The organism is Actinacidiphila sp. DG2A-62, from assembly GCF_035825295.1.
Taxonomy (GTDB): Bacteria; Actinomycetota; Actinomycetes; order Streptomycetales; family Streptomycetaceae; genus Actinacidiphila.
In genome coordinates, this window is record NZ_JAYMGI010000002.1 from 7,479,774 (window position 1) to 7,504,519 (window position 24,746).

At 74.2% G+C, this 24,746-nt stretch carries 24 protein-coding genes; 6 read left to right on the forward strand and 18 right to left on the reverse strand.

The annotated features are described in order from the left end of the window. Window positions 1-22 precede the first annotated feature (22 nt). Genes VSR01_RS33210 through VSR01_RS33220 form a run of 3 tightly spaced genes read left to right on the forward strand, consistent with a single transcriptional unit; the run spans window position 23 to window position 2,618 of the window. Window positions 23-1,216 carry a thiolase family protein gene (locus VSR01_RS33210; protein WP_326452687.1) on the forward strand — a complete coding sequence of 398 codons (1,194 nt, stop codon included), beginning with the start codon at window positions 23-25 and terminating at the stop codon, window positions 1,214-1,216. Next, complete coding sequence (locus VSR01_RS33215) at window positions 1,213-1,908, forward strand: 3-oxoacid CoA-transferase subunit A (RefSeq protein ID WP_326452688.1); 696 nt, start codon at window positions 1,213-1,215, stop codon at window positions 1,906-1,908. The genes VSR01_RS33210 and VSR01_RS33215 overlap by 4 nt, the downstream gene beginning before the upstream one ends. Then, window positions 1,905-2,618, forward strand: coding sequence for a 3-oxoacid CoA-transferase subunit B (locus VSR01_RS33220; protein WP_326452689.1), 714 nt, complete (start codon window positions 1,905-1,907; stop codon window positions 2,616-2,618). The genes VSR01_RS33215 and VSR01_RS33220 overlap by 4 nt, the downstream gene beginning before the upstream one ends. On the opposite strand, the gene VSR01_RS33225 is transcribed toward VSR01_RS33220, so the two are convergent. The 12 genes from VSR01_RS33225 to VSR01_RS33280 are packed head-to-tail and all read right to left on the reverse strand — an operon-like array spanning window position 2,576 to window position 15,247. Beyond that, a complete protein-coding gene (locus tag VSR01_RS33225; protein ID WP_326452690.1) occupies window positions 2,576-3,856 on the reverse strand; it encodes a 2-hydroxyacyl-CoA dehydratase family protein in 1,281 nt (426 codons plus the stop codon). The genes VSR01_RS33220 and VSR01_RS33225 overlap by 43 nt on opposite strands. Continuing rightward, window positions 3,853-4,977: a 2-hydroxyacyl-CoA dehydratase family protein gene (locus VSR01_RS33230; RefSeq protein ID WP_326452691.1), complete on the reverse strand. Its 1,125-nt coding sequence runs from the start codon at window positions 4,975-4,977 to the stop codon at window positions 3,853-3,855. The genes VSR01_RS33225 and VSR01_RS33230 overlap by 4 nt, the downstream gene beginning before the upstream one ends. Then, window positions 4,977-6,233 (reverse strand): CaiB/BaiF CoA transferase family protein, encoded by a 1,257-nt coding sequence (locus tag VSR01_RS33235; RefSeq protein WP_326452692.1) that lies wholly within the window; start codon window positions 6,231-6,233, stop codon window positions 4,977-4,979. Before VSR01_RS33235 ends, VSR01_RS33230 begins: the two co-directional genes overlap by 1 nt. Continuing rightward, window positions 6,230-7,366 carry a CapA family protein gene (locus tag VSR01_RS33240; RefSeq protein WP_326452693.1) on the reverse strand — a complete coding sequence of 379 codons (1,137 nt, stop codon included), beginning with the start codon at window positions 7,364-7,366 and terminating at the stop codon, window positions 6,230-6,232. The genes VSR01_RS33235 and VSR01_RS33240 overlap by 4 nt, the downstream gene beginning before the upstream one ends. Next, window positions 7,363-8,211, reverse strand: a complete 849-nt coding sequence (locus VSR01_RS33245) for an alpha/beta fold hydrolase (protein ID WP_326452694.1) — start codon at window positions 8,209-8,211, stop codon at window positions 7,363-7,365. The genes VSR01_RS33240 and VSR01_RS33245 overlap by 4 nt, the downstream gene beginning before the upstream one ends. Continuing rightward, complete coding sequence (locus VSR01_RS33250) at window positions 8,208-9,689, reverse strand: alpha/beta hydrolase domain-containing protein (protein ID WP_326452695.1); 1,482 nt, start codon at window positions 9,687-9,689, stop codon at window positions 8,208-8,210. Before VSR01_RS33250 ends, VSR01_RS33245 begins: the two co-directional genes overlap by 4 nt. Further along, the gene (locus VSR01_RS33255; protein WP_326452696.1) at window positions 9,686-10,768 is read right to left on the reverse strand and encodes an oligopeptide/dipeptide ABC transporter ATP-binding protein; all 1,083 of its coding nucleotides are present in this window, start codon (window positions 10,766-10,768) and stop codon (window positions 9,686-9,688) included. The genes VSR01_RS33250 and VSR01_RS33255 overlap by 4 nt, the downstream gene beginning before the upstream one ends. 11 nt (window positions 10,769-10,779) lie before the next feature. Further along, window positions 10,780-11,196 carry an oligopeptide/dipeptide ABC transporter ATP-binding protein gene (locus VSR01_RS33260; protein ID WP_326452697.1) on the reverse strand — a complete coding sequence of 139 codons (417 nt, stop codon included), beginning with the start codon at window positions 11,194-11,196 and terminating at the stop codon, window positions 10,780-10,782. 35 nt (window positions 11,197-11,231) lie between these two features. Then, entirely contained in the window at window positions 11,232-11,741 is a 510-nt protein-coding gene (locus tag VSR01_RS33265) for an ATP-binding cassette domain-containing protein (protein ID WP_326452698.1), read from the reverse strand. Beyond that, window positions 11,729-12,685, reverse strand: a complete 957-nt coding sequence (locus VSR01_RS33270) for an ABC transporter permease (protein ID WP_326452699.1) — start codon at window positions 12,683-12,685, stop codon at window positions 11,729-11,731. Before VSR01_RS33270 ends, VSR01_RS33265 begins: the two co-directional genes overlap by 13 nt. Beyond that, complete coding sequence (locus tag VSR01_RS33275; protein ID WP_326452700.1) at window positions 12,682-13,623, reverse strand: ABC transporter permease; 942 nt, start codon at window positions 13,621-13,623, stop codon at window positions 12,682-12,684. The genes VSR01_RS33270 and VSR01_RS33275 overlap by 4 nt, the downstream gene beginning before the upstream one ends. Before the next feature lie 40 nt (window positions 13,624-13,663). Continuing rightward, window positions 13,664-15,247: an ABC transporter substrate-binding protein gene (locus tag VSR01_RS33280; RefSeq protein ID WP_326452701.1), complete on the reverse strand. Its 1,584-nt coding sequence runs from the start codon at window positions 15,245-15,247 to the stop codon at window positions 13,664-13,666. 222 nt (window positions 15,248-15,469) lie between these two features. On the opposite strand from VSR01_RS33280, the gene VSR01_RS33285 reads away from it, so the two are divergent. Continuing rightward, the gene (locus tag VSR01_RS33285) at window positions 15,470-16,411 is read left to right on the forward strand and encodes a PaaX family transcriptional regulator (protein ID WP_326452702.1); all 942 of its coding nucleotides are present in this window, start codon (window positions 15,470-15,472) and stop codon (window positions 16,409-16,411) included. Window positions 16,412-16,551: 140 nt separating this feature from the next. Here the strand turns inward: VSR01_RS33285 and VSR01_RS33290 are convergent, their stop codons facing one another. The 6 genes from VSR01_RS33290 to VSR01_RS33315 all read right to left on the reverse strand — a co-directional run bounded on the left by VSR01_RS33290 (window position 16,552) and on the right by VSR01_RS33315 (window position 23,252). Further along, window positions 16,552-17,487: a PaaX family transcriptional regulator gene (locus tag VSR01_RS33290; protein WP_326452703.1), complete on the reverse strand. Its 936-nt coding sequence runs from the start codon at window positions 17,485-17,487 to the stop codon at window positions 16,552-16,554. A gap of 53 nt (window positions 17,488-17,540) precedes the next feature. Further along, entirely contained in the window at window positions 17,541-18,071 is a 531-nt protein-coding gene (locus VSR01_RS33295) for a hypothetical protein (RefSeq protein ID WP_326452704.1), read from the reverse strand. Beyond that, the gene (locus tag VSR01_RS33300) at window positions 18,071-19,117 is read right to left on the reverse strand and encodes an MFS transporter (RefSeq protein ID WP_326452705.1); all 1,047 of its coding nucleotides are present in this window, start codon (window positions 19,115-19,117) and stop codon (window positions 18,071-18,073) included. Before VSR01_RS33300 ends, VSR01_RS33295 begins: the two co-directional genes overlap by 1 nt. Before the next feature lie 80 nt (window positions 19,118-19,197). Further along, the gene (locus VSR01_RS33305) at window positions 19,198-20,532 is read right to left on the reverse strand and encodes an alpha/beta hydrolase (protein WP_326452706.1); all 1,335 of its coding nucleotides are present in this window, start codon (window positions 20,530-20,532) and stop codon (window positions 19,198-19,200) included. A 94-nt stretch (window positions 20,533-20,626) separates the two neighbouring features. Next, window positions 20,627-21,484: a PaaX family transcriptional regulator gene (locus VSR01_RS33310; protein ID WP_326452707.1), complete on the reverse strand. Its 858-nt coding sequence runs from the start codon at window positions 21,482-21,484 to the stop codon at window positions 20,627-20,629. 79 nt (window positions 21,485-21,563) lie between these two features. After that, complete coding sequence (locus VSR01_RS33315) at window positions 21,564-23,252, reverse strand: IclR family transcriptional regulator domain-containing protein (protein ID WP_326452708.1); 1,689 nt, start codon at window positions 23,250-23,252, stop codon at window positions 21,564-21,566. A gap of 158 nt (window positions 23,253-23,410) precedes the next feature. Between VSR01_RS33315 and pcaH the strand changes: the two genes are divergently transcribed. Further along, window positions 23,411-24,151, forward strand: a complete 741-nt coding sequence (gene pcaH, locus VSR01_RS33320; protein WP_326452709.1) for a protocatechuate 3,4-dioxygenase subunit beta — start codon at window positions 23,411-23,413, stop codon at window positions 24,149-24,151. Next, window positions 24,148-24,702: a protocatechuate 3,4-dioxygenase subunit alpha gene (gene pcaG, locus VSR01_RS33325; RefSeq protein ID WP_326452710.1), complete on the forward strand. Its 555-nt coding sequence runs from the start codon at window positions 24,148-24,150 to the stop codon at window positions 24,700-24,702. Before pcaH ends, pcaG begins: the two co-directional genes overlap by 4 nt. Window positions 24,703-24,746: the final 44 nt, after the last annotated feature.

The following is a 24,746-nucleotide window of genomic DNA, read 5'->3' on the forward strand; positions in this document are numbered from 1 at the left end:
CGACCGCTCCTACCGTGACAGCGTGACTGCATTCATCTACGCCGCGACCCGCACACCCTTCGGGAAGTTCAACGGCGCACTGGCCGGCGTCCGCCCCGACGACCTCGCCGCCGCGGCCGTCACCGGACTGCTCGCCCGCGCCCCCGGGCTCGACCCCGCCGCCGTCGACGAGGTGGTCTGGGGCAACGCCAACGGAGCGGGAGAGGAGAACCGCAACGTCGGACGGATGGCCGCCCTGCTGGCCGGCCTGCCCACCACCGTGCCGGGCACGACCGTCAACCGCCTGTGCGGGTCCTCGCTCGACGCCGCGATGGCCGGCTCCCGCCAGATCGAGACCGGCGACGCCGACATCGTCCTCACCGGCGGCGTGGAGTCCATGACCCGCGCGCCCTGGGTGCTCCCCAAGCCCGCCCGCGGCTTCCCCGCGGGGGACACGGCGGCGGTGTCGACCACCCTCGGCTGGCGGCTGGTGAACCCGCGGATGCCGCAGGAGTGGACGGTCTCGCTCGGCGAGTGCAACGAGCAGCTCAGGGAGCGGCACGGGGTGAGCCGCGCGCGTCAGGACGAGTTCGCCGCACGCTCGCACCGGCTCGCCCACCAGGCATGGGAGGACGGCTTCTACGACGAGGTCGTCACCGCGGTGGAGGGGCTGGACCGCGACGAGGGCATCCGCCCGTCGACGACCCCGCAGGTGCTGGCCGGGCTCAAGCCGTCCTTCCGCCCCGACGGGACGATCACCGCCGGGAACGCGTCGCCGCTGTCGGACGGCGCCTGCGCGGTGCTGCTCGGCAGCGAACGGGCGGCCGGCGCGATCGGCCGCGAGCCGCTCGCCCGGATCGCCGGCCGCGGCGCGACCGCGCTCGACCCCCGGGACTTCGGCCGCGCCCCGGTCGAGGCGGCCGGCCGCGCGCTGGAGCGGGCCGGCGTCGGCTGGGACCAGGTCGGCGCGGTGGAGCTGAACGAGGCGTTCGCCGCGCAGTCCCTGGTGTGCGTGGACGCGTGGCTGAAGGAGGGCCTGCGCGACCCGGAGCTGGTCAACCAGAAGGGCGGCGCGATCGCGCTCGGACATCCGCTGGGCGCCTCCGGCGGGCGCCTGCTCGGCACCCTGGCCGCGGTGCTGCGCGAGCGGGGGGAGCGGTACGGCGTCGCGGCGATCTGCATCGGCGTCGGCCAGGGGCTGGCCGTCGTGCTGGAGAACCCGGAGGCCCGCTCATGAGCCGCGCACGCCTGCTGCAGACCTGCGACGAGGCGGTGGCGGGGATCGAGGACGGCTCCACCGTCCTGGTCGGCGGCTTCGGTTTCGCCGGGATGCCGTTCGACCTCATCGACGCGCTGATCCGCCAGGGCGCCCGCGACCTCACGATCGTGTCCAACAACGCGGGCAACGGCGAGGTGGGCCTGGCCGCGCTGCTCAAGGCCGGCCGGGTGCGGAAGGTGGTCTGCTCGTTCCCGCGGCAGTCCGACTCGTACGTCTTCGACGAGCTGTACCGGGCCGGGCGGATCGAGCTCGAACTGGTGCCGCAGGGCAACCTCGCGGAGCGGATGCGCGCGGCGGGCGCGGGCATCGGGGCGTTCTTCTGCCCCACCGGGGTCGGCACCTCGCTGGCCGAGGGCAAGGAGACGCGGACCATCGACGGCCGCGACTACGTGCTGGAGCACCCGATCAGGGGCGACTACGCGCTCATCTCCGCGCACCGGGCCGACCCGATGGGCAATCTCGTCTACCGCAGGACGGCCCGCAACTTCGGGCCGGTCATGGCCACCGCGGCGGCCACCACGATCGTCCAGGTCGCCGAGGTCGTCCCGCTGGGCGGACTCGACCCCGAGGCCGTCGTCACCCCCTCCATCCACGTCGACCGGATCGTCCCGGTCCGGGCCCGGCACTACACCGTCCAGGGAGCACGATGAGCCTCGTGACCGCCACCGCCGCCGACGTGGTCGAGCACCTCGACCGCGGACCGCTGACCACGGACGAGCTGGCCGCCGTCATCGCCCGCGACATCCCGCACGGCTCGTACGTGAACCTCGGCATCGGGCAGCCCACCAGGATCGCCGACCACCTGGGCGCGGACCGCGCGGTCGTCCTCCACACCGAGAACGGCATGCTCAACATGGGCCCCGCGGCGACCGGCGACCAGGTGGACCCGGACCTCACTAACGCCGGCAAGGTGCCCGTCACCGAACTGCCGGGGGCGTCCTACTTCCACCACGCCGACTCCTTCGCGATGATGCGCGGCGGCCACCTCGACGTGTGCGTGCTCGGCGCCTTCCAGGTGAGCACCACCGGCGACCTCGCCAACTGGCACACCGGCAGGCCCGACGACATCCCCGCCGTCGGCGGCGCCATGGACCTGGCCATCGGCGCGAAGGAGGTCTACGTGATGATGACGCTCTTCGCCAAGAACGGCGCGGCCAAGCTGGTGCCGGCCTGCACCTACCCGCTCACCGGCGTGCGCTGCGTCAGCCGGGTCTACACCGACCACGCCACCTTCGAGATCACGCCGCGGGGCGCCCGGGTGCGGGAGACGTGGGGCAGCACGCAGGCCGGCCTGATCGCGCGGCTGACCGGAGCCGCTCAGCCGCGGTCGGGCAGCGACTCGATCCAGCGCGCGACCTGATCGTGCAGCGCCGCCGGGTCCAGGGAACGGCCGTCGGCGTTGTCCGCCCGGATCTCCGTCACCGGCACGCCCGCCTCCCGCAGCGCGTGCGTGGTGAACCAACTGCTGCGGCTGTCCGGGCTGATGAGGTGGACCACGCCGTCCACCCGGTGGGCGCGGGCCTCCTTCACGTACCACTCCACCGACCAGGGCGGCGTGTACATCTGGTCCCGGAAGGCGCAGAACCGGGCGGCCAGGGCGCGCAGCGGGTCGTCGCCGTAGCGGGCGTAGGCGTCGGCCGCCAGCGCCAGGTACATGGACCAGACGAACACCGCTCCGTGCGACTGCTCGAAGGAGCGGTAGAAGTCCATGTCGAACCACAGGCCGCGGCCGATCCACATCAGCCTGCGCCGCTCCCGCGGCACGACCGCCCGGCCCTCGTCCACGAGCGAACTGACCTCGCGGTAGAGGGACTCGGCCGCCGCGGTCGCCCACGGCGTGCCCCGGTGCCACTGCGGGATCATCACCGCGGGGATGACGTCGTTGACCGGGACGGGGCACCGCGGGGCGGACGCCAGCAGGTCCCTGGTCCTGCGGTTCCACTCGGCCTGCTCGTTGGACAGCGCCATCACCCGCGCCAGCCGCTCCCGGCTGAACCGGGCCCCGGTGAGCTGCTCCAGCCGCGGGACGAGCTCCCGCATCTCCTGGTGCAGCAGGTCGACGCGCGGCGCGCCGATGGCCGTCTCCCAGTCGTGGCGCATCAGCTCCCACCAGTTGACCGGCACGGCCTCGGCCGCGGCGCTCTCCAACGGCAGGAAGGGCACGCCCAGTTCGCTCTCCCACAGCTGGAACATCCGGCGCAGGCTGTCGCCCGAGCCGTCGGCCATCACCACCGACGGCAGCGGCAGCCCGCCCCACGGCGCGTCGTCGCCGCGCGGGGAGAGCGCCTCGGCCAGGGGCAGCGCGCTGTACTGCTCGACGTCGTCGGGCAGCCCGCGCTCGCGCAGCGCCTCCAGGTACCGGCCCGACATCCGCTTGGCGGAGATGATGGACGACCACCACTGGTTGACCACGTACGGCACGTCCATGGCGCGCAGCAGCTCGTGCGGGACGTCGGCGTTCAGGAGCGCGAACGGGCGCCCCCGCGCCGCCTCGCCGCGCAGCCGCGCGAACCACTCGCGCTGGTGGGCCAGCGCCTCGCCGGCCGCGGCCAGCCGCGGGCGGGCGGTGCGGGTACGGGTGTCGGTGCGGTCGCTCATCGCGTCATCCGTGCTTCCTGGGAGAGGAGTCGGTCGCTCAGGCCGGGCAGGTCGATGCCGGCGTAGGGCTGGTCGCGCAGCAGCGCGGCGGGCGCCGCCGTCGCCGCCGCCAGCGCGGGGTGCACCCACCGGTGGGCGTCGTCGTACCGGCGGCAGTAGGTGAGGACGTACTGCGCGCCGCCGTCCGCGAGCGCGTCGCGGACGGCCGTGCCGAGCGGCGGGCGGACGGCGGCGGGAAGCACCGCCCGCGTGTAGTGGTCGGCGAGGGCCTCCAGGGTCGGCTCGCCGACGGGCGGCTGGTCGCCGCCGTCACCCCAGTCGTGGTCCTCGCCCACCACCAGCCATCCGTCGCCTTCCAGCGCGTCGTAGACGTCGGCGGTGTCGTGGCTGCTTCCGCTCAGGAACAGCCGCCGTCCGGCCGGCGCGGCGTCCCCCGCGGCGTCCCCGGCCAGCGCGGCGGTGAGGGTGTCGGCGTACTCCCGGGCCGGCATGGCGGTGCCCGCGGCGTACCGGCGCAACCGCTCGCCGCCCGGCAGCGCGCCCGCCCGGCGGCGCAGCGCGGTGCGCGCGGCGCGGGCCGCGTCGTGGTCGGCGACCGCCTCGGCCAGCTCCGCCGCGTCCAGGGCGCGTCCGCGCCAGGCCGCCAGCTGGTCGGCGAACCGGCGGAGCCGGCCCAGGTTGTAGCGGCGGGTGGGCTCCCCGGGCAGGTGCAGCAGGTCCACGAAGTGCACCGGGGGGAAGGTCTCGGCCCCGATCCTGCGCAGCTCCCTGAGCGTGTGGAACAGCTGGAGCGAGGCGTCGCAGTCGTGGGTGACGACGATCAGGTCGGGCGCCGGGTCGCGGTCCTCGGGGGCGAGGATCGCCGCCAGGACGTTCACCACCTGCGGGTCGACGGCGCCGTCCAGATAGGTGCGGGCCAGCGAGGTGTCGCGTCCCGCGCGCCCGGCCAGCCGGACCGGCAGGGCGCCGGCGGCCGTGATCAGCTCGACCGGGGTGTCGCAGCCGACGTAGCCGACCACCGGCAGGCCCCGCGCGCGGTGGCGCCGCGCGTGCAGTCCCCGGTCCTCGTGGGCCGCGCGCAGCGCGGCGGCCGGCCGGTGCGCCTGGAGGGGCTGCGCCATCAGACCACCCCCTCCCGGCGCCGCGCGGCGATCTCCTGCGCCGACAGCCCGCCGATCTCCGCGAGCAACTCCTCGGTGTGCTCCCCGAGATGGGGGGCGGGCTGGTCGAGCCGGACGTCGGCGTAGGAGAACCGGATGGGGACGCCGGGGCCCATCAGGCCGGTGGAGCCGTGCTGGGGGTGGCCGAGTTCGACGACCTCCTCGCGGCGCAGCACGTCGGGGTTGCGCAGCGCGTCCGCCGGCTCCAGCACCTCGGCGGCCGGCACGCCCTGCCCGGTCAGGGCGGCGACGGCCTCGGCGCGCGGCCGGCCCTGCGACCAGGCGCCGACCATCTCGTGGAGCTCGGTCGCGTGCCGCACCCGCTGGTCGCGGGTGGCGAACCGCTCGTCGTCGATCAGCTCCGGGCGGCCCATCGCCCGGAAGACGCCGCGGGCGAAGGTGTCGGTCGGCCCGCACAGCGCGATCTGCCCGTCCTTGGCCGGGAAGATGCCGAACGGCGCCAGCCGCGGCACCGCGTTGCCCGAGCGCAGCGGCATGCCGACCTGCGCGAGGGCGTCGAAGGGCTCGGTGGACAGCAGCGAGGTCAGCGCGCCGAGCATGGAGACGTCGACGTGCTGGCCCACCCCGTCCTGGTCGCGCTGGAGCTTGGCGGCCAGGGTGCCGATGACCGCGTAGAGCGGCGCCAGCAGATCGCCGACCGGCAGGCCGAAGCGGACCGGGTCGGTGCCCGGCTCGCCCGCCGTGTACATCACCCCGCTCAGCGCCTGGATGATGGAGTCCATCGCCTTGGCGGTGCCGCCGCCGGCGCCGAACCCGCTGATCGAGGTGTAGATCACCGACGGGTTGACCGCCCGCACGTCCTCGTAGCCGACGCCGAGGCGGTCCGCGGTGCCCGCCGCGTAGTTCTCCACGACGATGTCCGCGTTGCGGGCCAGCCGCAGGAAGGTCGCGCGTCCCCGCGCGTCCTTCAGGTTCATGGTGATGCTCTTCTTGTTGCGCCCGCGGCCCATCATCGACACCGACATGTCGGTCTCGGAGGTCCTGGCGGCGCTCAGCCCGTTCGGTCCGTAGTACGGCGAGTTGGTGCGGGCGCTGTCGCCGCCGGTGGCGGGGTTCTCGACCTTCACGACGGTGGCGCCGAGCCCGCCGAGCAGCAGCGTGGCGTAGGGACCGGACAGCGCCGTGGTCAGGTCGAGGACCACGGTGCCGGCCAGCGGGCGGCTCGGCGTGCGGTCGGATTGCGACGTGTCGGTCACCGCTGTTCTCCCTGCGTGATGGTCACGATGTCGTCGCCGCTCCAGTCGAAGCGGGTGTCCAGGCCGGCCCTGCGGCTGATGTCGCGGACGTAGTCGAGGACGTCCTCGCCGCCCGACGTCCTGGTCACGGGCACGGGCCGGCCCCGGTCGTCGATGCGGCACGGCAGCAGCCGGGCGTGCACCCGCCCGTCGTCGTCGACCTCGACGGAGGCGACGACGGTGTTCCTGGACTCGGGGTGGAAGGGGTAGTACGGCATGTCCGGGTCCGGGGCGAAGCCGTAGAGCTCGACCCTGCGCCGCGCCCACGCCCGGCGTTCCGGGCTGTCGTCGCCGTCGGCGGGGGTGAGGGCGCGGGTGACGGTCACGAAGTTCCCCAGGCCGTGGTAGACGGGCCGGCCGCGGTAGATCTCGATGCCGCGCATGATGTGCGCGTGGTGGGCGAAGACCGCGTGGGCGCCGGCATCGATCGCGGCCTGCGCCACCGGCCGTTCGTACATCGCGAGCACGGCCGGGGTGTGCCCGACGCCCTTGTGCAGGCCGACCACCACGATGTCCGCCCGCTTCCGGGCGGCCCGGACGTCCTGCCGCATCGCGTCGAGGCTGGCGGGCTCGGCGAAGGTGTACGTGCTGGGCGGCCCGCCCGGGCTCGCGTGGTCCAGCTCGTAGTGCGTCAGCACATGGACGTAGGCGCAGCCGGGCTTCGCCGAGGTCGCCCAGCTCTCGCGCGGGCCGACGCAGTTGTAGCTCAGCACGGCCACGGTGCGGTCGCCGGCGCGGACCACGGCCGGCGTCCTGGCCTCGGCGAGAGTCGCGCCCGCGCCCGCCGTGGCGAGGCCGTGCTCGCGGGCGTGCCGCACGGTGTCGAGCACGCCCTCGGGCCCGGCGTCGGCGATGTGGTTGCCGGCCAGCGTCACCGCGGAGAAGCCCGCGCGGGCCAGGGCGCCCAGCGCCGCCGGATCGGCCGGCGGGGCCGGGACGTCCGTGCTGGTCTGCGTCGTGGTGGTCGAGTGCGGCACCTCCACGTGGCCGACGACCGCGTCCGCGCCCAGCAGGACCGGACGGCTCGGCTCGAAGAACGAGTCCGGGTCGGGCTCGTCGAGGATGATGTCGCCGACGGCGAGGAGCGTCGTCATCGCCAGTGCCCTCCGTTGGTCTCGTAGTCGGCGAGTTCGGCGAGGAAGACCTTCACCTCGCGGGCCAGCCGCCGCGGGCGCTCCTCGGCCATGAAGTGGCCCTCGTCCTCGAACAGCACGGTCTTGCTGTGCCGCACCGCGGTCGCGGCGCGCAGCGCCGACTGCGGGGAGATGACGCCGTCGCGCAGCCCGGCCAGGGACAGCACGGGCACCTCGACGGTGGCCAGGATCTTCGCCAGTTCCTCGTTGTCCGCGGCCTCGGGGAAGGGCATGCCCTGGTTCACCAGCGCCTCCTCCTCGGTGTAGGCGAGGTGGTGCTCCACCAGCCGGGCGAGCGTCCGCTCGCGGATGCCGAGCCGCTCCTCGCCCTCGGTCGGGCCGCCGATGATGCCGAACTGCTCGCGCAGGACCGCCGGATCGCGGCGTCCTTCGACGACGCGTCTGCGCCCGGCCGACGACGAGGTGTCCCCGGAACGGTCGTGCGGGGTGCCCACGACGCTGACCAGGGCCCGCAGCCGCTCGGGATGGTTGCGGGCGAGGTGCCAGCCGATGCCGGCGCCGTGCGAGACGCCGGTGTAGACGAAGGTGTCGATGCCGAGGTGGTCGGCGACGGCCAGCACGTCCGCGCCCCACTGGTCCAGCCAGCCAGCGGCAGGCGGCCGGGCCAGGTGCGTCGAGCGTCCGAACCCCCGCGCCTGCACCGTCACGACCGTGCAGTCGTACGGGTCCTCGGCGAGGATCGCCGGATACGGCCCGAAGCCGGAGGCGCTGGAGATGACGACGTCACCGCCCGCGCCGTGCTGTTCGAACCAGACGTCGGCGCCGTCGAGGGCCAGGATGCTCACGAACGGGTTCCTTTCTCCTGGACCGCCGCTGTGCCGGCGGCCTCGTCGGGCAGATGGGGGAGTGCGCGGTCGCGCGCGGCGGCCAGCAGTGCCCGCGCGTCGGCCTCCAGGAGCAGCCCCTGGGCGGTGAGCCGCGCGCACGCGGCCTCGTACCGGTCCAGGTAGTGCCGCCGGGTCGGGTAGAGCGCGCGCAGTTCGCAGGCCGGCAGCGGGTCCGCGTGGCCGATCATCGCGGCGACCATCTCCGCGGTGCCCATGGGCGCCCAGGGCGAGGGGCGGCAGTAACCGGGCGCCGGCGTGCTGTGCGGGCGGTAGGCCGCCAGCGGGGCCTCGACCCAGGGGGTGCGGACACTGCCCAGGACGTTGCCCCGCTCGTCGCGGGCCAGTTCCTGCACGGCCCCGGCGCCCTCGGGGTCGGCGTAGGAGAAGCGCTCCACGCGCGGCGGAGCGGCGCCGGTGGACGCCCAGCGGTGCAGCAGGGCGTACCCGGCGCGGGCCACGGCGTCCATCCGGGCGTCGCTGAGCCGTTCGTTGATGCGCCGCAGCGGCACGTCGTGCCCGCGCCGCGCGAACTGGGTGCGGTTGGTCAGCACCGGCCACAGGTGCGGGTTGTCGTGGGAGGTGCCGGCGACCTGGTAGAGGCGGTAGCGGTCGCCGGGCGCGTCGCTGTCCTCGCGCAGCGCCGGGCGGTGCGTCTCGCTCTCCAGCTCGCTGAGCATCTCCATGACCGGTACGTCGGCGGGGCCGATGACGCGCCGCGGGTCGTCGTCCGGCAGCACCGGGGAGCCGTCGCCCAGCGGCGGGTAGCCCGCGGCGCCGGCGGCCCCGGAGGAGATGCCGATGAGGTAGCCGTCCACCGCCGGCGCCCCGCCGGGCAGGCGGTGCCGCTGGTGGAAGCCGTCGCCCAGGAACACCCGGCAGAAGCTCCCGGTGTTCGACCAGCCCGACAGGTAGACGTGCCGCACCCGGTCGGCCAGGCCGGCCAGCGGGCTGCGGGCGGGGGTGCGCAGCGCGGCGAGGATGCCGCCGACGACGTCCCAGCGCAGTCCGGCGGCGGGGATCGACAGCTCGCCGTAGCGCCGGGGGTCGAACGCCTCGCGCATCGTGGCCGCCATCCGGTGGTCCTGGGTGATGCCCACCCAGGCGGCTCCGGTGCCGGTGATCCAGGGGTGCGCGGTCTGCCAGGTGCTCGCGCTGTCGTAGTCGGGATGCAGCGGTTCGGCCAGGACGACGCCGTTGAAGCGCTCGGCGGTCGGGGCGCGCACCAGGACCCGGGTGACGTACGGCTGTTCGCCCATCTGTTCCAGCACGCCGTCGCGGTGGCGGTACTCCCCGGCGGTGCCGGCGGCGAGGAACTCGCGCTCCCGGTAGCCGTGCGGCCCGAGGTCGACGCCGACGCCGTCCGCCGGCAGGCGGCTGGTGCCCAGCGGCTGCGAGGCCGCGGTGACCTCCAGCTCGTGCAGGTGGCGCAGGGTCATGGCGCGGTGCTCCCGGTCGCCTCGCGGGGGTGGGTGAGGTCGTCGGACCAGGGCGGCAGCTCGTCGGCGCGGTGGCAGGCGACCTGCCCGCCCAGGGGCGCGGGCCGCAGCAGGGGCCGTTCGCTGCGGCACCGGTCGACCGCGAAGGGGCAGCGGTGCGCGAACGGGCAGGCGTCGCCGAGCGGGGCCTGCCGGGCCGGCGGCAGGGCCAGCGCCTCCCGGCGCTCGCGGCGCCTGCGCTGCCGGTCGAGGTCCTGCAGCGGCGCCGACACGACGAGCTGGCGGGTGTAGGGGTGCTGCGGCCGCCGGTGGACGAGCTCCGCCGGCCCGGTCTCCATCACCCGGCCGCGGAAGAGGACCACGAGATCCTCGGCGATGTGATGGACGACCGACAGGTCGTGGGTGATGAACAGCAGCGACAGGCCCAGGTCCTGCTGCAGCTCCAGGAGCAGGTTGAGGATCTGCGCCTGGACCGACAGGTCGAGCGCGCTGACGGCCTCGTCACAGATCAGCAGCCGCGGCTGGAGGATGAGCGCGCGGGCGATGGAGATGCGCTGGCGCTGCCCGCCGGAGAACTGGGCCGGGTAGCGGTCCGCCGTCTGCGCGGGCAGCCCGACCTTGGACAGCATGGCCCGTACGCGTTCCTCGCGGTCGGCCGGCGGCAGCGGGCGGCCGGTACGGGCGGCGTGCGCGCGCAGCGGCTCCTGGAGGGTGTAGCCGATGGTCTTGGTCGGGTCCAGGGAGCTGTACGGGTCCTGGAAGACCACCTGGATGTCCTGCGGCCGGGCGCCGCGGCGCAGCCCGTTCAGCACCTGGTCGCCGTACGCGACCTGGCCGGAGCTGAGCGGGGCCATGCCGAGAACGGCCTTGGCGACGCTGGACTTGCCCGACCCGGACTCGCCGACCAGGCCGACCGCGCGGCCGGCCGGGACGCTCAGGCTCACCCGGTCCACCGCCCGGCGGTGCCGGCGGCGGCCGATCGGGTAGTCCACCACGAGGTCGCTGACGGTGAGTTCGGCCGCGGCGTCCGCCTGTGCCGCGCCCTTCGCGGCGCCACCTTTCGCGGCGCCGCTCTTCACGGCCGCGCCCTTCACGGCTGCGCCTGGAGGAGTTCGGTGTGGATGCATCGGCTGACACGCTCCTCGTTCACTCGGATCAGCGGGATGTCGTGGCCCGCGCAGTCGGACTCCGACAGGGCGCACCGGTCCTTGAACCGGCAGCCGTCGAAGCGGCTGCCCGGCGGCGGAACGGACCCGGCGACGGCGTGGATCGGCGCGCGCCGCGGGGCGTTCTCCGGGCTGGAGGCCATGAGCGCGGCGGTGTACGGGTGGGCGGCGGCGCCGAAGGCCTCCTCGGCCGAGGCCCGTTCGACGACCTGGCCTGCGTACATGACCGCCACGTGGCTGCAGATGTCGGCGACCACGCCCCAGTCGTGGGTGACCAGCAGGACGGCCATGCCGCTCTCGCGCTGCAGACGGCGCAGCAGGGCCAGGATGTCCGCCTGCACGGTGACGTCCAGCGCGGTGGTCGGCTCGTCGGCGATCAGCAGGTCGGGGAGCCGGCCAGGGCGGCCGCGATGGCGACGCGCTGGGCCATCCCGCCGGAGATCTGGAACGGGTAGCGCCTGGCCATCTCCTCGGGGTCGGGGAGCTCGACCATCTCCATGAGTTCGAGCACCCGGCGCCGCGCGGCCTGCCGGGACATCCCGGTGTGCGCCCGCACGATCTCCGACAGCTGCGACCCGATCCGGAAGGAGGGGTCGAGCGCGACCATGGGCTCCTGCGAGATCAGGGCGATCCGGGTGCCGCGCAGGGCGGCCAGCTCCTTGCCGGTGGCCCGGGTCAGCTCGCGGCCGTCGAAGACCACCGAGCCGCCGGTGACGGCGCCGTTGGCCTCCAACAGGCCGAGGACCGCCCGCGCCGTGACGGACTTGCCGCTGCCGGACTCGCCGACCAGGCCGAGGGTCTGCCCGGCGTCCAGGTCGAAGCTGACGCCGGAGAGGACCTCCACCTCGCCGCGCGGGGTGAGGAAGGAGACGCTCAGGTCGCGCACCGACAGCAGGGCGGTCCCCTTGGGGGCCGGGCCGGCGCGGCCCCGGCACGCCGGCGGGCGCTCTTCTTGACCCGCAGGCCGCCGGAGGAGGTGTGGTTCTGCGCGGTGACGTCGCGCACCGTGTCGCCGAGCACGCCCAGGGCGAGCACGGTCAGGGCGATCAGGCCGCCGGACGGAACCAGCAGCCACGGCGCCGTGCTCAGCGTGGTGGCCGCCTCGTTGACCATGCCGCCCCAGGTCGCGGCGGGCGGCGGCGGGCCGAGCCCGAGGAAGGTCAGACCGGTCTGGATGCCGATGGCCAGCGCGGCGAACAGCGAGGTCTGGACGATGATGACGCCGCGGCAGCGCGGCAGGATGTGCCGGAAGATGATCTGGGTGCGGCTCAGCCCGAGCAGCTCGGCGGCCGAGACGTACAGCTCCTGCCGGGCCGTCATCGCCGCGCCGCGGACGATGCGCATCGTGCCCGAGGCGCCGAGCACGCCGAGAGTGATCATCGCGGCGGCGATGGAGTGGTCGAAGATGGAGAGGATGGCCAGCAGGATCACGATCACCGGCACCGACATCACGATGTCGGCGGCCCGCATGACGAACCGGTCGAACCTGCCGCCCAGATAGCCGGTGGCGACGCCGAGCGGCACCGCGACCGCCAGGTGCGCGGCCACGCCCTCCAGGATGCCGATGATGGACGACCGGCCGCCGTACAGCAGCCGGCTCAGCACGTCCCGGCCCAGGCTGTCGGTGCCCAGCCAGTGCGCGCCGGAGGGCTTGTCGAGGATGTCCCGCAGGCTCTGGTGCAGCGGGTCGGCCGGCGCGATGACCGGGGCGAGCAGGCAGCAGACGAACAGCAGCAGGAGGAATCCCGCGGTGATCCGGCCGCGCCAGGTGGCCAGCACCGCGCGCAGGACACCGCGTCTGATGGCGGGGGAGTCGGTTGCCGTGGTCATGAGACGCGGACCTTCGGGTTGAGGAGGCCGTAGGCGAGGTCGATCAGGAGGTTGATGACGATCACGGAGAGGGTGAAGAAGACGCCGACGCCGAGGATCACCGGCACGTCGTGGTCGAGGGTGGCCTGCGTGGCGAGCGAACCGAGGCCGGGCAGGACGAAGACGTTCTCGATGAACACCGCCCCGCTGAGCATCCCGACGGAGACCAGTCCCAGCGAGGTCACCACCGGGATGGCGGCGTTGCGCAGCACGTGCCGGTAGCGCACCGACCGCTCCGGGACGCCGTTGGCCCGCAGGAACTTCACGTAGTCGGTCTCCAGCACCTCCATCACGGTGTCGCGGGTCTGCTTGGCGACGGAGGTGATGCCCTGCAGGCTCAGCGCCAGCACGGGCAGCACGATCGACTTCAGCCACCCCGCGGGGGAGGCCGCGAAGTCCTGGTAGCCGGTGGCCGGCAGCCAGCCCAGGTGCACGGCGAAGAAGGTGACCAGGATCAGGGCGATCCAGAAGCTGGGCAGCGCGAAGCCGAACAGCGAGACCACGTCGATGAACCGGCCCAGCGCGCCGCCGCGCACCGCGCTGGCGAAGCCGAGGGCGACTCCGGCGACGGCGCTCAGCAGCATGCTCGGCACCAGCAGCGACAGCGTGACGCCCAGCCGGCTGTTCAGGCTGGACATCACGTCCACACCGCTGATGATCGAGGTGCCCAGGTCGCCGTGCAGGGCGCCGGACAGCCAGTGCCAGTAGCGGACGGCCCACGGGTCGTCGAGTCCGAGCTGGTCGCGCAGCGCGGCCAGGCTCTGGGGCGTCGCGTTCTCCCCGAGGATCGTGCGGGCGGCGTCGCCCGGCACGACCGCCTCCAGGCCGAAGACGATCAGGGAGACGATCAGCAGGAGGGGGATCGACATCACGAGGCGATGGGCTATCAGCCGCCACACGGCGCGCCTCCTGTTCCTGGGGTCGGCGGGGCCGCGCGGGTCACTTCAGCCGCCAGGACAGGTCGGCGGTGGGGCCCACGGGCATGGGGTTGGGGTTCAGCACCGACGACTGGACGTTCTCCAGCGCCGCCGCCGTGTAGTAGACGTTCTGGGTGGCGAAGATCGGCACGGTCCAGGCCAGGTCCTGCAGCCGCTTCGACGCCTGCTGGTAGCGCGTGGTGCGGGTCTGCGCGTCGGTGGCCGTCGCGGCCTGCTGCAGGATGGAGTCGAGCGTGCCGTCGGCCGAGCCGAAGGGGTTGAACAGGCCGCTCATGATCTGCGAGTTCAGCTCGGACATGGTGGTGCCGGCGGTGGGGAAGATCACCGCGGCGTACTTCTTGGACAGGGCGTCCGCGGTGAACTGGGCGATGCCCGTGGTCTGCACCTGGAGCGTGACGTCGATGCCGATGGCCTTCAGCGCGTCGGCGATGGCCTGCGAGTAGGTGTCGTTGACGTCGAGCACGGACTCCGTCAGGACCTTCAGCTTGAACCCGTTCGGGTAACCCGCCTGCGTGAGCAGGGACTTGGCCTTGGCCACGTCGTAGCCGTAGCCGATGCCGCGGTCGTAGCCATCGGTCCCCGGCAGCAGCACCTGGTTGCTGCCCGAGGCGTACGCGCCGGCCAGCGCCTTGGCGATCGCGGGGCGGTCGAAGGCCAGCGCGATCGCCTGCCGCACCCGCACGTCGGCGAGGGCGGGGGCGACGGCGCCCTTGCGGTCGACCAGGTTGAGCGACCAGTTGAAGAAGGGCGCGGTGTCGACCTTCAGGCCCGACCGCTTGGCGGCGGACGCGGTGTTGGAGCTGCCGGAGGCGAACTGGACCTGGCCGGTCTGGGCGGCCGACAGCACGGCGTTCGGGTTGTTGATGACCCGGACGACCGCGGAGTCGAAGTGCTGGGCGGCCGGCTGGAAGTAGTGCGGGTTCTTCTTGTACACGTACCGGTTGCCGGAGACCGAGGTGGCGCCGTCGTAGACGAACTGGCCGGTGCCGTCGCTGGAGGTCAGCAGTGACGCGGGGGCGGCGAGCCCCTTGGGCCCGATGAGGTTGCCCATCCCGTTGTACTGGGTCAGCGTGGACGCAGCCTCCGGGGTGGGCTTCTTGTAGGTGATGCGCACCTTGGTGGGCGCGACGGCCTCGATCTTGTCGACCGGCCCCACCTTGCCGACCAGGCCGCCGCCCGCGCCCAGGAAGTAGTTCATCGAGGCGACGGCCGCCTTGGCGTCCAGCGCGGAGCCGTCGGAGAACGTCACGCCCTGGCGCAGGGTCAGCTCGAACACCTTGTTGGTTCGGTCGGTGAAGCCCCACCGCGTGGCCAGGTCGGGGACCAGCTCGCCCTTGCCGCTGAGGTAGATCAGCGGGTCGTAGGCCAGCGAGACGAAGACCGCGGAGCCGCCGTTGCCGGCCTTGGCCGGGTCCAGGCTCACCGGCGGCCCGGGGAACTGCAGGGACAGTTGGGAACTGGTCTGCGAACCGGCCCCACCGCCGGAGCAGCCTGCCAGCGCCACGGCGCAGGCGGCGGCCACAGCCGCCAGACGCGGACGGGTGGTTCCTGGGTGGCGCCCGGAGGCGGAGATGAAGCCGTGCATTGCGCTCCTCAGCGACTGTGATGGGGACCACGAGATGGGGCGAACGTATCCGCGTCTGTAACGAGCGTCAATAGAAGTGCAACGTATTGTTCCCTCGGGTGTGATGCGCGGGGCGAGCGTTGATCACCCCTGACGTTGACATTCGCAAGGGTGATCTCGATGATTCGAGCAAGCGTTGTGACGTCCGGCACCGAATGTGTGATCAGTTGGAGGAGTGTCGCTGTGGACACGAGAGCTCGCTCGGCCTCGGCCCGGGACTCCGCGGAACAGGCGATGCCCCGCATGCAGGACGGCCCGTCCCCCCAGCACCTTTTAGTGACTCTGCTGGGCGACTACTGGCTCCGCCACGACCGGCACCTGTCCTCGGCCGGACTGATCGACCTGCTCTCCGAGTTCGGCATCAGCACCTCCAGCGCGCGGGCGGCGATGAGCCGGCTGCTGCGGCGCGGTGTCGTCGAGGTCCGCAAGGTGGGCCGCCAGACCTTCTACCGCCTGGACGACCGGGCGGCCGAACGCGTCCGCGAGGGCGGCCTGCGCATCGCCGCCTTCGGCCTGGACCACGACTGGGACGGCCACTGGACCGTCGTCGCCTTCTCCGTGCCCGAGGACCGGCGCGACAGCCGGCACCTGCTGCGCTCCCGGCTGCGCTGGTTCGGCTTCGCCCCGCTGTACGACGCGGTGTGGGTGTCCGCCTCCGCCAGCGCCGCCGACGCGCAGACCGTGCTGGAGGAGCTGAACATCTACACGGCGACGGTCCTGCGCGGCACCACCGACCTGACGGCCGACCGGTCGCCGCTGGCCGCGTGGGACCTGGACGCGGTGGCCGAGGTCTACGCCTCCTTCATCGACGAGACCCGTCCGCTGCTGGAGGAGGCGCTGGCCGGCCGGGTCACGCCGCGCAACGCGCTGATCGCGCGCACCCGGCTGATGGACACCTACCGGCGGTTCCCCGGCATCGACCCCGGCCTGCCCAGCGGCCACATGCCGGCCGGCTGGCCCCGCGACCAGGCCCGCTCGCTGTTCACCCAGGCGTACAACGCGCTCGGGCCGCTGGCCGAGACACGGGTCAAGCAGATCATGGCCCTGCACGACGAGGACGCCGCCGCGCAGGCGCGCTTCCAGTCCGTGGACTGGCCGCAGGCCACCGCCGTCACGGTGCCCTGACCGGCTCGGCGGGCCGCCGGGGCGGTGCGCCGAGCCGGCGGCGGTGCCTCGGGCCGACCCCGGTGCCGCGGCGGCGGTGCCTCGGGCCGCCCGCGGGCCGCCGGGGTGGTCGGCCGGCCGGGGCGCGTCGCGCCCCGGCGTCAGTACGTCGCCCAGACCTCGCTGGTGCGCTGCTCGGTCAGCTCCGCCAGGCCGCTGTCGTGGGCGGCGACGATCTGCCGGAACCGCAGCGCGGCGAGCGGGGCCAGCCCGTCGTAGAGCGCCGTGAAGACCTGACGGGCCCGCGCCCGCGGCCAGTCGGCGGGCAGGAGCTCGTCCGGCAGGCTCGGGTCCAGGCCGGGGAAGACCCGCCAGGCGTCGAAGACCCGGGTGCGGACGACCAGGGCCTCGCTGGGGCTGACGGTCCCGGCCTCCGTCTGCGCCAGCGACTCCCGGTGGTCGGCCAGGAAGCGCCGGTACGACGCGGCGACGTCGTCCAGGTCCCACGCCCGCAGCGGGGAGTCGCCGCCGGCCTCGGTGGCCCTGAGCACGGTCAGGTTCCCGACGCCGGCCGCGCGCAGGATCGGCCCGAGCGTTCCGGGGTCGGCGTGCGCGGACACCCACAGCCCGTCGAAGAGCGGCGCGAACCCCAGCCACCTCAGATAGCTGCGCACCCGGTGGCGCACGTGCCGCTCCTGCTCCGGCACGCTGAAGGCGGCGACCGTCCACACGCCGTCCCACTCCTGCGACCGGGCGCCGAACCGCATGATGCTGGCGGTCTTCTGCCGGCTGTCCTCCCGCCCTTCGTCGCTCAGCCGCAGATACGACTGCCGGCCGGACTTCTCGGCCGCCAGGACGCCGCGCTTGACCAGCCGGTTGGCCGTCGCCCGCGCGCTCGTCTCGCTGATCCCGAACTCGGCCAGCAGCGCGATGAGCCCGCTCATCGGCAGGGCCGCGGTGTTGTCGAGCCAGTACTCGCCGAGCAGCGTCGTCAGCAGCCGCTGCGGCGACGCCCCGGTCTGCTGGCGCGGGAGGACACTGCCCTCTTCCGCGCGCCGCAGGACCAGCGCCTCCAGGGACGGCTTCTCCAGTGACATGCCGCCAGCCTATCGGGGGCCGCCGGCCGCCGCCCCCCGCCGTACCGGATTGCTCAGGCCGGTGCGGTGGCCTCGTCACTGGTGGCGGAGCGGCCGCGCAGGGCGACCAGCGCGAGCACGGCGGACAGCAGCGCCGCCGAGCCGCAGACCACGAACCCGATCGCGTAACCGTGCCCCAGCGCGTCCAGGGCCAGCGGATGCAGGTCGGCCAGCTTCGGCGAGGCCGCGGAGGCGCCGCCCACCGCGAGCGGACCGCCCTCGCGCAGCACCGCGGAGCCGGCGCCCTTGACCGGACCGGCCAGCGCCGAGCCGTGCAGCGTGGAGGAGAAGCTGCTCGCCGCCCGGCTCAGGGCGACGGCGCCGATGATCGCGGGGCCGAGCGTGAAACCGAAGTCGCGCAGCAGATTGGTCGTCGCGCTCGCCATCCCGGCCAGACGCACCGGCACGGTGTTGACGGCTGTCGCGGTGATCGACGAGACGGTCACGGCGAAGCCCAGGCCGACCAGGCCGAGCGGCACGATCAGCGACACGAAGGCGCGGTCGGTGATCGGCAGGGTGGCCGCCCAGTAGTCGCCGGCGGCCATCAGCAGCAGGCCGGCCCCAGGAGCAGTTGCGGCGCCACCGTCCTCAGCAGCCGCTCCGTGAGGGGCAGCATGACCAGGGCGATGCCGTTGAGCAGCAGGAAGGCCATGGCGGTCCGCATCGGCGGCTGGTCCTGGACCGGACCGAGCCGGATGCTGACGCCGTACGCGGTGCCCAGGAACGCGAACATGCCGATCACGGCCACCAGGGAGGCCACCGCGAAGGACCGGTTGCGGAACAGCGCCAGGCGCAACAGCGGGGACTTCACCCGCAGTTCCGCGACCACGAACGCGGTCAGGAACACCGCCGACAGCACGAAGGCGGCGACGATCGAGGTGGAGCCCCAGCCGTCCGTCGGTCCCTGGATGATGGCGTAGAGCAGGGCGAACAGGCCGAGACCGATGGTGACCTGCCCCGCCGGGTCCAGTGAACGGCCCTCTGGTGCACGGGAGTTGATCGCGAACTTGGCGCTGACCACAGCGCTGGCGGCGCCGATGACAGTCACCACGATGAACGACCAGCGCCACGAACCGTACGTGGCGGTGATGCCGCCGAGCAGCGGGGCGAGGAAGCCGCCGGTGGACAGCAGCGCCGCCCACAGGGCGATCACCCGGGCCCGCTGGGCGTGCGAGGCGGTGCCGGCGGCGAGCATCGCCAGCGAGGTCGGGAAGAGCGCCGCCGCGCCGAGCCCGGCCAGCGCCTGGCCGACCCACAGCTGGTGGATCCCCGAGGCGGTGGTGCTGACCAGCTCGCCCGTCGCGAGCAGCGCGGCGCCGCCGACCAGCAGCCTCTTGCGGCCGAACAAGTCGCCCAGCAGACCGAACGTCAGCTCCAGCACGGCCACCGGCAGCAGGAACGCATCGGAGATCCAGGTCAGTTGGGAGCCGACCGGGTGCAGGTCGCTCTGGAACAGCCCGTTGAGAGTGGCCGGGATGGCCAGGCCGATCTGGGCGAGACACACGGCGAGCAGCCCTGCGGCCAGGGTGCCCTTGCTCAGGCCGGGCCCGGAGGTGGCGGTGGCGGACGCGGCGTCGGTCGTCGTTGACACGGTGCGCTCCTCGGGGGTTCAGCGCCGGACGCCGGAGAGGTCGCCGGGCCGGTAGGGGACGAACGCCGCGCCGCCCAGGTTCAGTTCGACGGCGCCGCGCTGGAGCCGGCGGGGGTGGCGGCGTCATCCCAGCGCCCGGTGTCCAGGCGGTGCTCCAGCGCGTGCAGCGAGGCGACGATCTCCGCGGTGGTGAAGTTGCAGTGGCCCTGCCGGGCGACATAGGCCTGCCGCAAGCGCGCCGAGTCGCCCGAGGCGCGCACCCGCCGCGCGAATGCGTTCTCCTGCTCCACGGGGACGAGCTGGTCCGCGGTGGTGTGCACGTCGAGCAGCGGAACGGCCAGGCCCTGTCCGGCGGTCGAGGTGCGGCGCAGGCTCCGCACGGCGGCCGGGCTCGCGGTGGTGTGCGCGCCGCGGGTCAGCGCGGTCAGGTCGTCGCGCAGGCTCAGCCCGGCCTGCCGGTACAGGGCCTCGACCTGCGGGGCGCGGACGGAGGCGTGCAGCAGCGCGGCGTAGTCGACGCCCGCGTTCCAGGAGGTGTTGCCCCCGGCGGCCTGCTCCACCGACCAGCGGGCCGGGACGATGAAGGACAGCAGACCCTGGGCGATCCACTCGTACTGCTGCGCCTCCTGGCCCGCGTAGTCGCCGGGAGCCGGGGCGTCTTGGCCGGGCGCCCAGTCCGCGAGGTTGAGATACGCCGCGGCCAGCGCGATCCGGGCCCGCCCCGACGGCGTCTGCTGCGCGGCGGCCACGGCGGCGGTGAGCCGGCCGGCGAGGGCGCCGGCCTCGTCCGCGCTGCCGAATCCGACGAGGCGCTCGGCGTCGGCGGGGTCGAAGAAGGAGGCCAGCGTGTACTCGGCGTCGAGTTGGTAGTCGTCCAGGTCCACACCGCCCGCGACCAGCCCGCACAGCCCGAGCGCGCCGTCGACGCGTCCGGCGCCGTCCCGGGCGATCTGGGCGTTGACCAGGCCGCCCATCGACTCGCCGACGGAGATGACCCGGTCCGGTTCGCCGACCTGCTCGCGGAACGCCGCGAGCGCGGCGAGCTGGTCGCGCTCGGCCGACCGCAGCGCCCACATCGAGCCGCCGGGGTCGTAGGAGGAGCCGACCAGCGCGTAGCCCTCGGCCAGCAGTTCGGCCTTCGCCGGGTCGCTCGGCGCGTCGGCGGCGGTGAGCGGCCCGAAGCCGTGGCTGTAGAGCAGGACGGTGCCGTTCCAGCGCGCGGGCAGGTCCGCGATCCAGGCGGCGCCGTCCGCGAGGGTGCCGGACGACTGGCTGCTCGACGGCTGCGTGCGGGGAAGCCGCGTGCTCGCGGGGTGTGCGCCGGTCGCCGCGTCGGCGGCGACGGCCGGGACGGCGAGGGAGAGCAGGAGGGCCGCGCAGCCCGCGGCAAGTGCACGAGAGGGCAGTCGGGGCATGGGAAGGCTCCACATTCCGGGCGGGTGAGCGAGCCGAAGTGCGACGAATGTAGGGCTGTCTCATGATGGCCGTCAACGCAGTGACGAATATTGTTCAGTCGAGGTCGAGGGTGTCCAGCAACTGCGCCGCGGACTGCGCGGCGGGGCGCTCCCAGCGGCGGGCCAGGCCGCGGAAGACGGACTCCGCCCGTGCGGCCGGCCAGTCCGCCGGCAGGTGCTCGGCGGGAAGGTGCGGGTCCTGCCGGACCAGGCCGAGCCAGTCGGTGTGCAGCAGGAGTTGGCCGGCGAGTTCGCCGGGGAAGCCGGGGACCGGATCGGTGCGGTCCCAGCGCTCCAGGAAGGACCGGTAGCGCGCGCCGATAGCGGGCACGTCGAACGCCTGCTCCAGCACCTCGCGGACCTCGGTCGGCTCCGCCACGGACGCCCGGAAGACCCGCAGGTACGCCTCCAGGCCGAGTCCGGCCACCGCCTCGCGCACGTCCACCGGCGCCGGGGCCACCCACAGGCCGTTCTGCAGCGGGCCGAAACCCGCCCAGATCAACCGGGAGCGCAGGTCGTGGCGTTCGCTGCGCCAGGCTTCGGGGAGGGAGAAGCCGACCATGGTCCACCGGCCGTCCCAGTCGCGGTTGACCGCGCCGGTGCGCCACACCCTGTCCCGGCCGTCGGTCAGCACCTGGACCGCGTGCGGGGTGAGCCCGAAGTAGGTCTTGCGGCCGTGCCGGTGCCGCTCCAGCAGGGCGCGCTTGACCATCCGGTTCAGGGTGGTGCGCACCGCCTCCTCGCCGACCCCCACCTGGCCGAGCACCGCGATGACGCTGCCGGAGGAGACCGCGAACGGCCGCCCGAGCAGGTGGATGCCGAAGAAGGACAGCATCAGGGACCGGGCGCGCGGTTCGGGCGCGTCGGCGGGCGGGCCGGCAGGCGCGTCGGCGGGCGGGGCGGTGCTGGTCACGGGCCCAGCGTAGAGCCGCGGGTCGCATGCCGGGGAACGTACGCCGCCGTCGTGACCGCCGTCCGGAAGTGGACGCATGTCAGCGCGGTGCGGACGGCCGGGAGCCGCTCACCACTGCGAGGTCGGCGCCGATGCGCTCCGCGGTCTCGCGCAGCGCCGGCAGGACGCGCGTGCGCGCCTCCTGCGCGGAGGTGCGCCCGGCGTGCAGCGAGACGTTGGCCGCCGCGACCACCGAGCCCTCGCGGCCGAGCACGGGAACGGCGATGGACCGCACGCCCTCCTCCAACTCCTGGTCCACCAGCGCGTATCCGTCCTCGGCGACGCGGTCGAGCACGGCGGACAGCCGGTCCGGGTCCGTCAGGGTGAGGCCGGTGAGCGGTGCCAGGCCGGCGCGCGCGAGCCACCGCGCGCGCTCGGCGGCGGGCAGCCCGGCCAGCAGCACCCGGCCCAGGGACGTGGCGTGCGCGGGCAGGCGCGTCCCCACGGTCACCGACACCCGCATGGTCCGGCTGGCGGCCACCCGGCCGACGTAGCGGATGTCCTCCCCGTCCAGGACCGCCACCGAGGCGGAGTCGTGCACCCGGCGCACCAGTTCCGTCAGGTGCGGCTCGGCGATCTCGCCCAGCGAGAGGCCGGCCAGCGGCGCGTAACCGAGGTCCAGCACCCGGGGCAGCGGCGTGAACAGCCCGTCGTGCGCGTCGACGTAGCCGAGGTTCCGCAGCGTCAGCAGCGAGCGGCGGGCGGTGGCCCGGGCCAGCCCCGTGGCGTGGGCGACCGCGGACAGCGTCATCCCCCGGGGGTCCTCGCCGAGCGCGGCGAGCACGGCCAGACCGCGGGCCAGGGACTGCAGATACTGCGGCCCGGACTCCCGCTTGGCCTCGGCGGTCCGGTCGGCGACGGGCGCGCCGACCCCGCCGGGCCCGGCGAGCCCGCCGCCGACCCCGCCGACCCCGCCGGGCCCTGCGGCGGGCGAGCCGAGGGCCGCCGTCATCCGGTCGGCCGTGCGCCGCAGCCGGTCCAGCGTGTGCTCGCGCAGCTCGTCGGCGCTGTGCCGGCTGGTGTGGCTGACGATGCTCAGCGCGCAGACGATCCCGCCGTCCGGGGCGCGGACCGGCACGGCGACGGCGATTAGGCCCGGCTCGATCAACTGGTCGTCCACCGCCCAGCCCCGCTCCCCGGCGGCGGCCGCCAGCGCGCGGAAGTCGTCGTGCGAGGGGCGGGGCGCGGTACGCGGGGGCACGGCCGGGAAGCCCTCGTCCCGCGGGTCGGCCGCCCACCGCTCCCGCCAGGCCGCCCACTGGCCGGCCGACCAGCCGGCCGCGAACAGCGGGCCCGGCGCGCAGCGCTCCGCGGGCAGCGCGTCCCCGACCCGGAACGCGACGGACAGCGCCCGCCGCCGGGTCTCCTGCACCACGAAGCGGACCGCGTCGCCGTCCGGGACGGCGAGGGAGACCGACTCGTCGAGTTCCCGCGCCAGTTCGGCGGCGAGCGGGCCGAGCACGGCGGGGAGGGCGCTGGCGCGCAGATACGCCGCGCCGAGCACCATCAGCCGCGGCGCGAGGACGAGCTCCCGCTCCTCCTCGCGCAGGTAGCCGAGCCGGACCAGGGTGGCGGCGATGCGGTCCACCGGGGAGCGGGCCAGCCCGGTCGCCTTCGCCAGCTCGCTCGGCCGCAGCCGGCCGCCCGGCGCGTGCGCGAGCACGCGGAGCACGGCGAGACCGCGCTCGAGTGGGCCGACGGAGGCGTCGGCGCTGCCGGTGGACGGCATAGGACCTCCATGGACGCTGCTGGGTCCGGCACACCGTACCCGCAGGTCGCATCGTCGCCGACCTGTTGACAGCGGACCGCGCCGGGGCAGAGACTCGCGGCCATGAATATTGAACGATAGTTCATCAGGCGAACACAGGCGATCGCAGAGGGGCTGGCATGACACCCGACCAGAGCACCATCGACGCGGAGATGGCCGCCGTCCGGCCGGACGGCAGAGCGCATCCCCGCCGCGGCTACACCCCCTACCGCAGCAGCGTGCTGCGCCACCCCAGACAGCCCCTGGTCGTGGTCGAGGACCCGGAGGCCGTGGAGCTGACCGGCCCGGTGTTCGGCGCGAGCGACGTCACTGACCTCGACGCCGACCTGACCCGGCAGCACACCGGAGAGCCGCTGGGGGAGCGGATCACCGTCAGCGGCCGGGTGCTGGACCGCCAGGGGCGTCCGGTGCGCGGGCAACTGGTGGAGATCTGGCAGGCCAACGCCTCGGGCCGCTACGCCCACCAGCGCGACCAGCACCCCGCCCCGCTCGACCCGAACTTCTCCGGCGTGGGGCGCTGCCTCACCGACGACCGCGGCGGCTACCGGTTCACCACCGTCAAGCCCGGCGCCTACCCGTGGCGCAACCACCTCAACGCCTGGCGGCCGGCGCACATCCACTTCTCGCTGTTCGGCACCGCCTTCACCCAGCGCCTGGTCACCCAGATGTACTTCCCCGGCGACCCGCTCTTCCGCCACGACCCGATACTGCGATCCGTCACGGACGAGTCGGCCCGCGACCGGCTGGTGGCCGCTTACGTCCACGAGCTGTCCGAGCCGGAGTTCTCGCTCGGCTACCGCTGGGACATCGTCCTGGACGGCCCGTCGGCCACCTGGACCGAAGGGGAGGAGCAGCGGTGACCACGCCCTCGCAGACCGTCGGCCCCTTCTACGGCTACGCATTGCCCTTCGCCAAGGGCGGCGAGATCGCGCCCGCCGGCGACCCGCGCACCCTCACCGTCCACGGCGTCGTCCGCGACGGGGAGGGCGCCCCGGTGCCCGACGCGCTGCTGGAGTTCTGGCAGTCCGCGCCCGACGGAAGCCGGGCCGGAGCCCCGGGCTCGCTGCGCCGCGACCCGGTCACCGGCGCCGTCCTCGGCCGCGACGGCGTCGAGTTCACCGGTTTCGGCCGGGTTCCCACCGACGCCGACGGGCACTACGCGGTGCGCACCCTGCCGCCGCCGGACGACGCGCCGTACCTCTGCGTGGCGGTGTTCGCCCGCGGCCTGCTGCACCACCTGTACACGCGCGCCTATCTGCCGGGGCACCAGGACGACGCGCTGCTCGCCGCCCTGCCCGAGGACCGGCGCGCGACGCTGATCGCCCGTCAGGAGCGGGCCGGCGTCCACCGTTTCGACATCCGGATCCAGGGGGGCGGCGCGGAGGAGACGGTCTTCCTTGAGTTCCACTGATCGCCGGCCGCCGGCCGCGAGCGACGACGACGCCGCGGATCCCG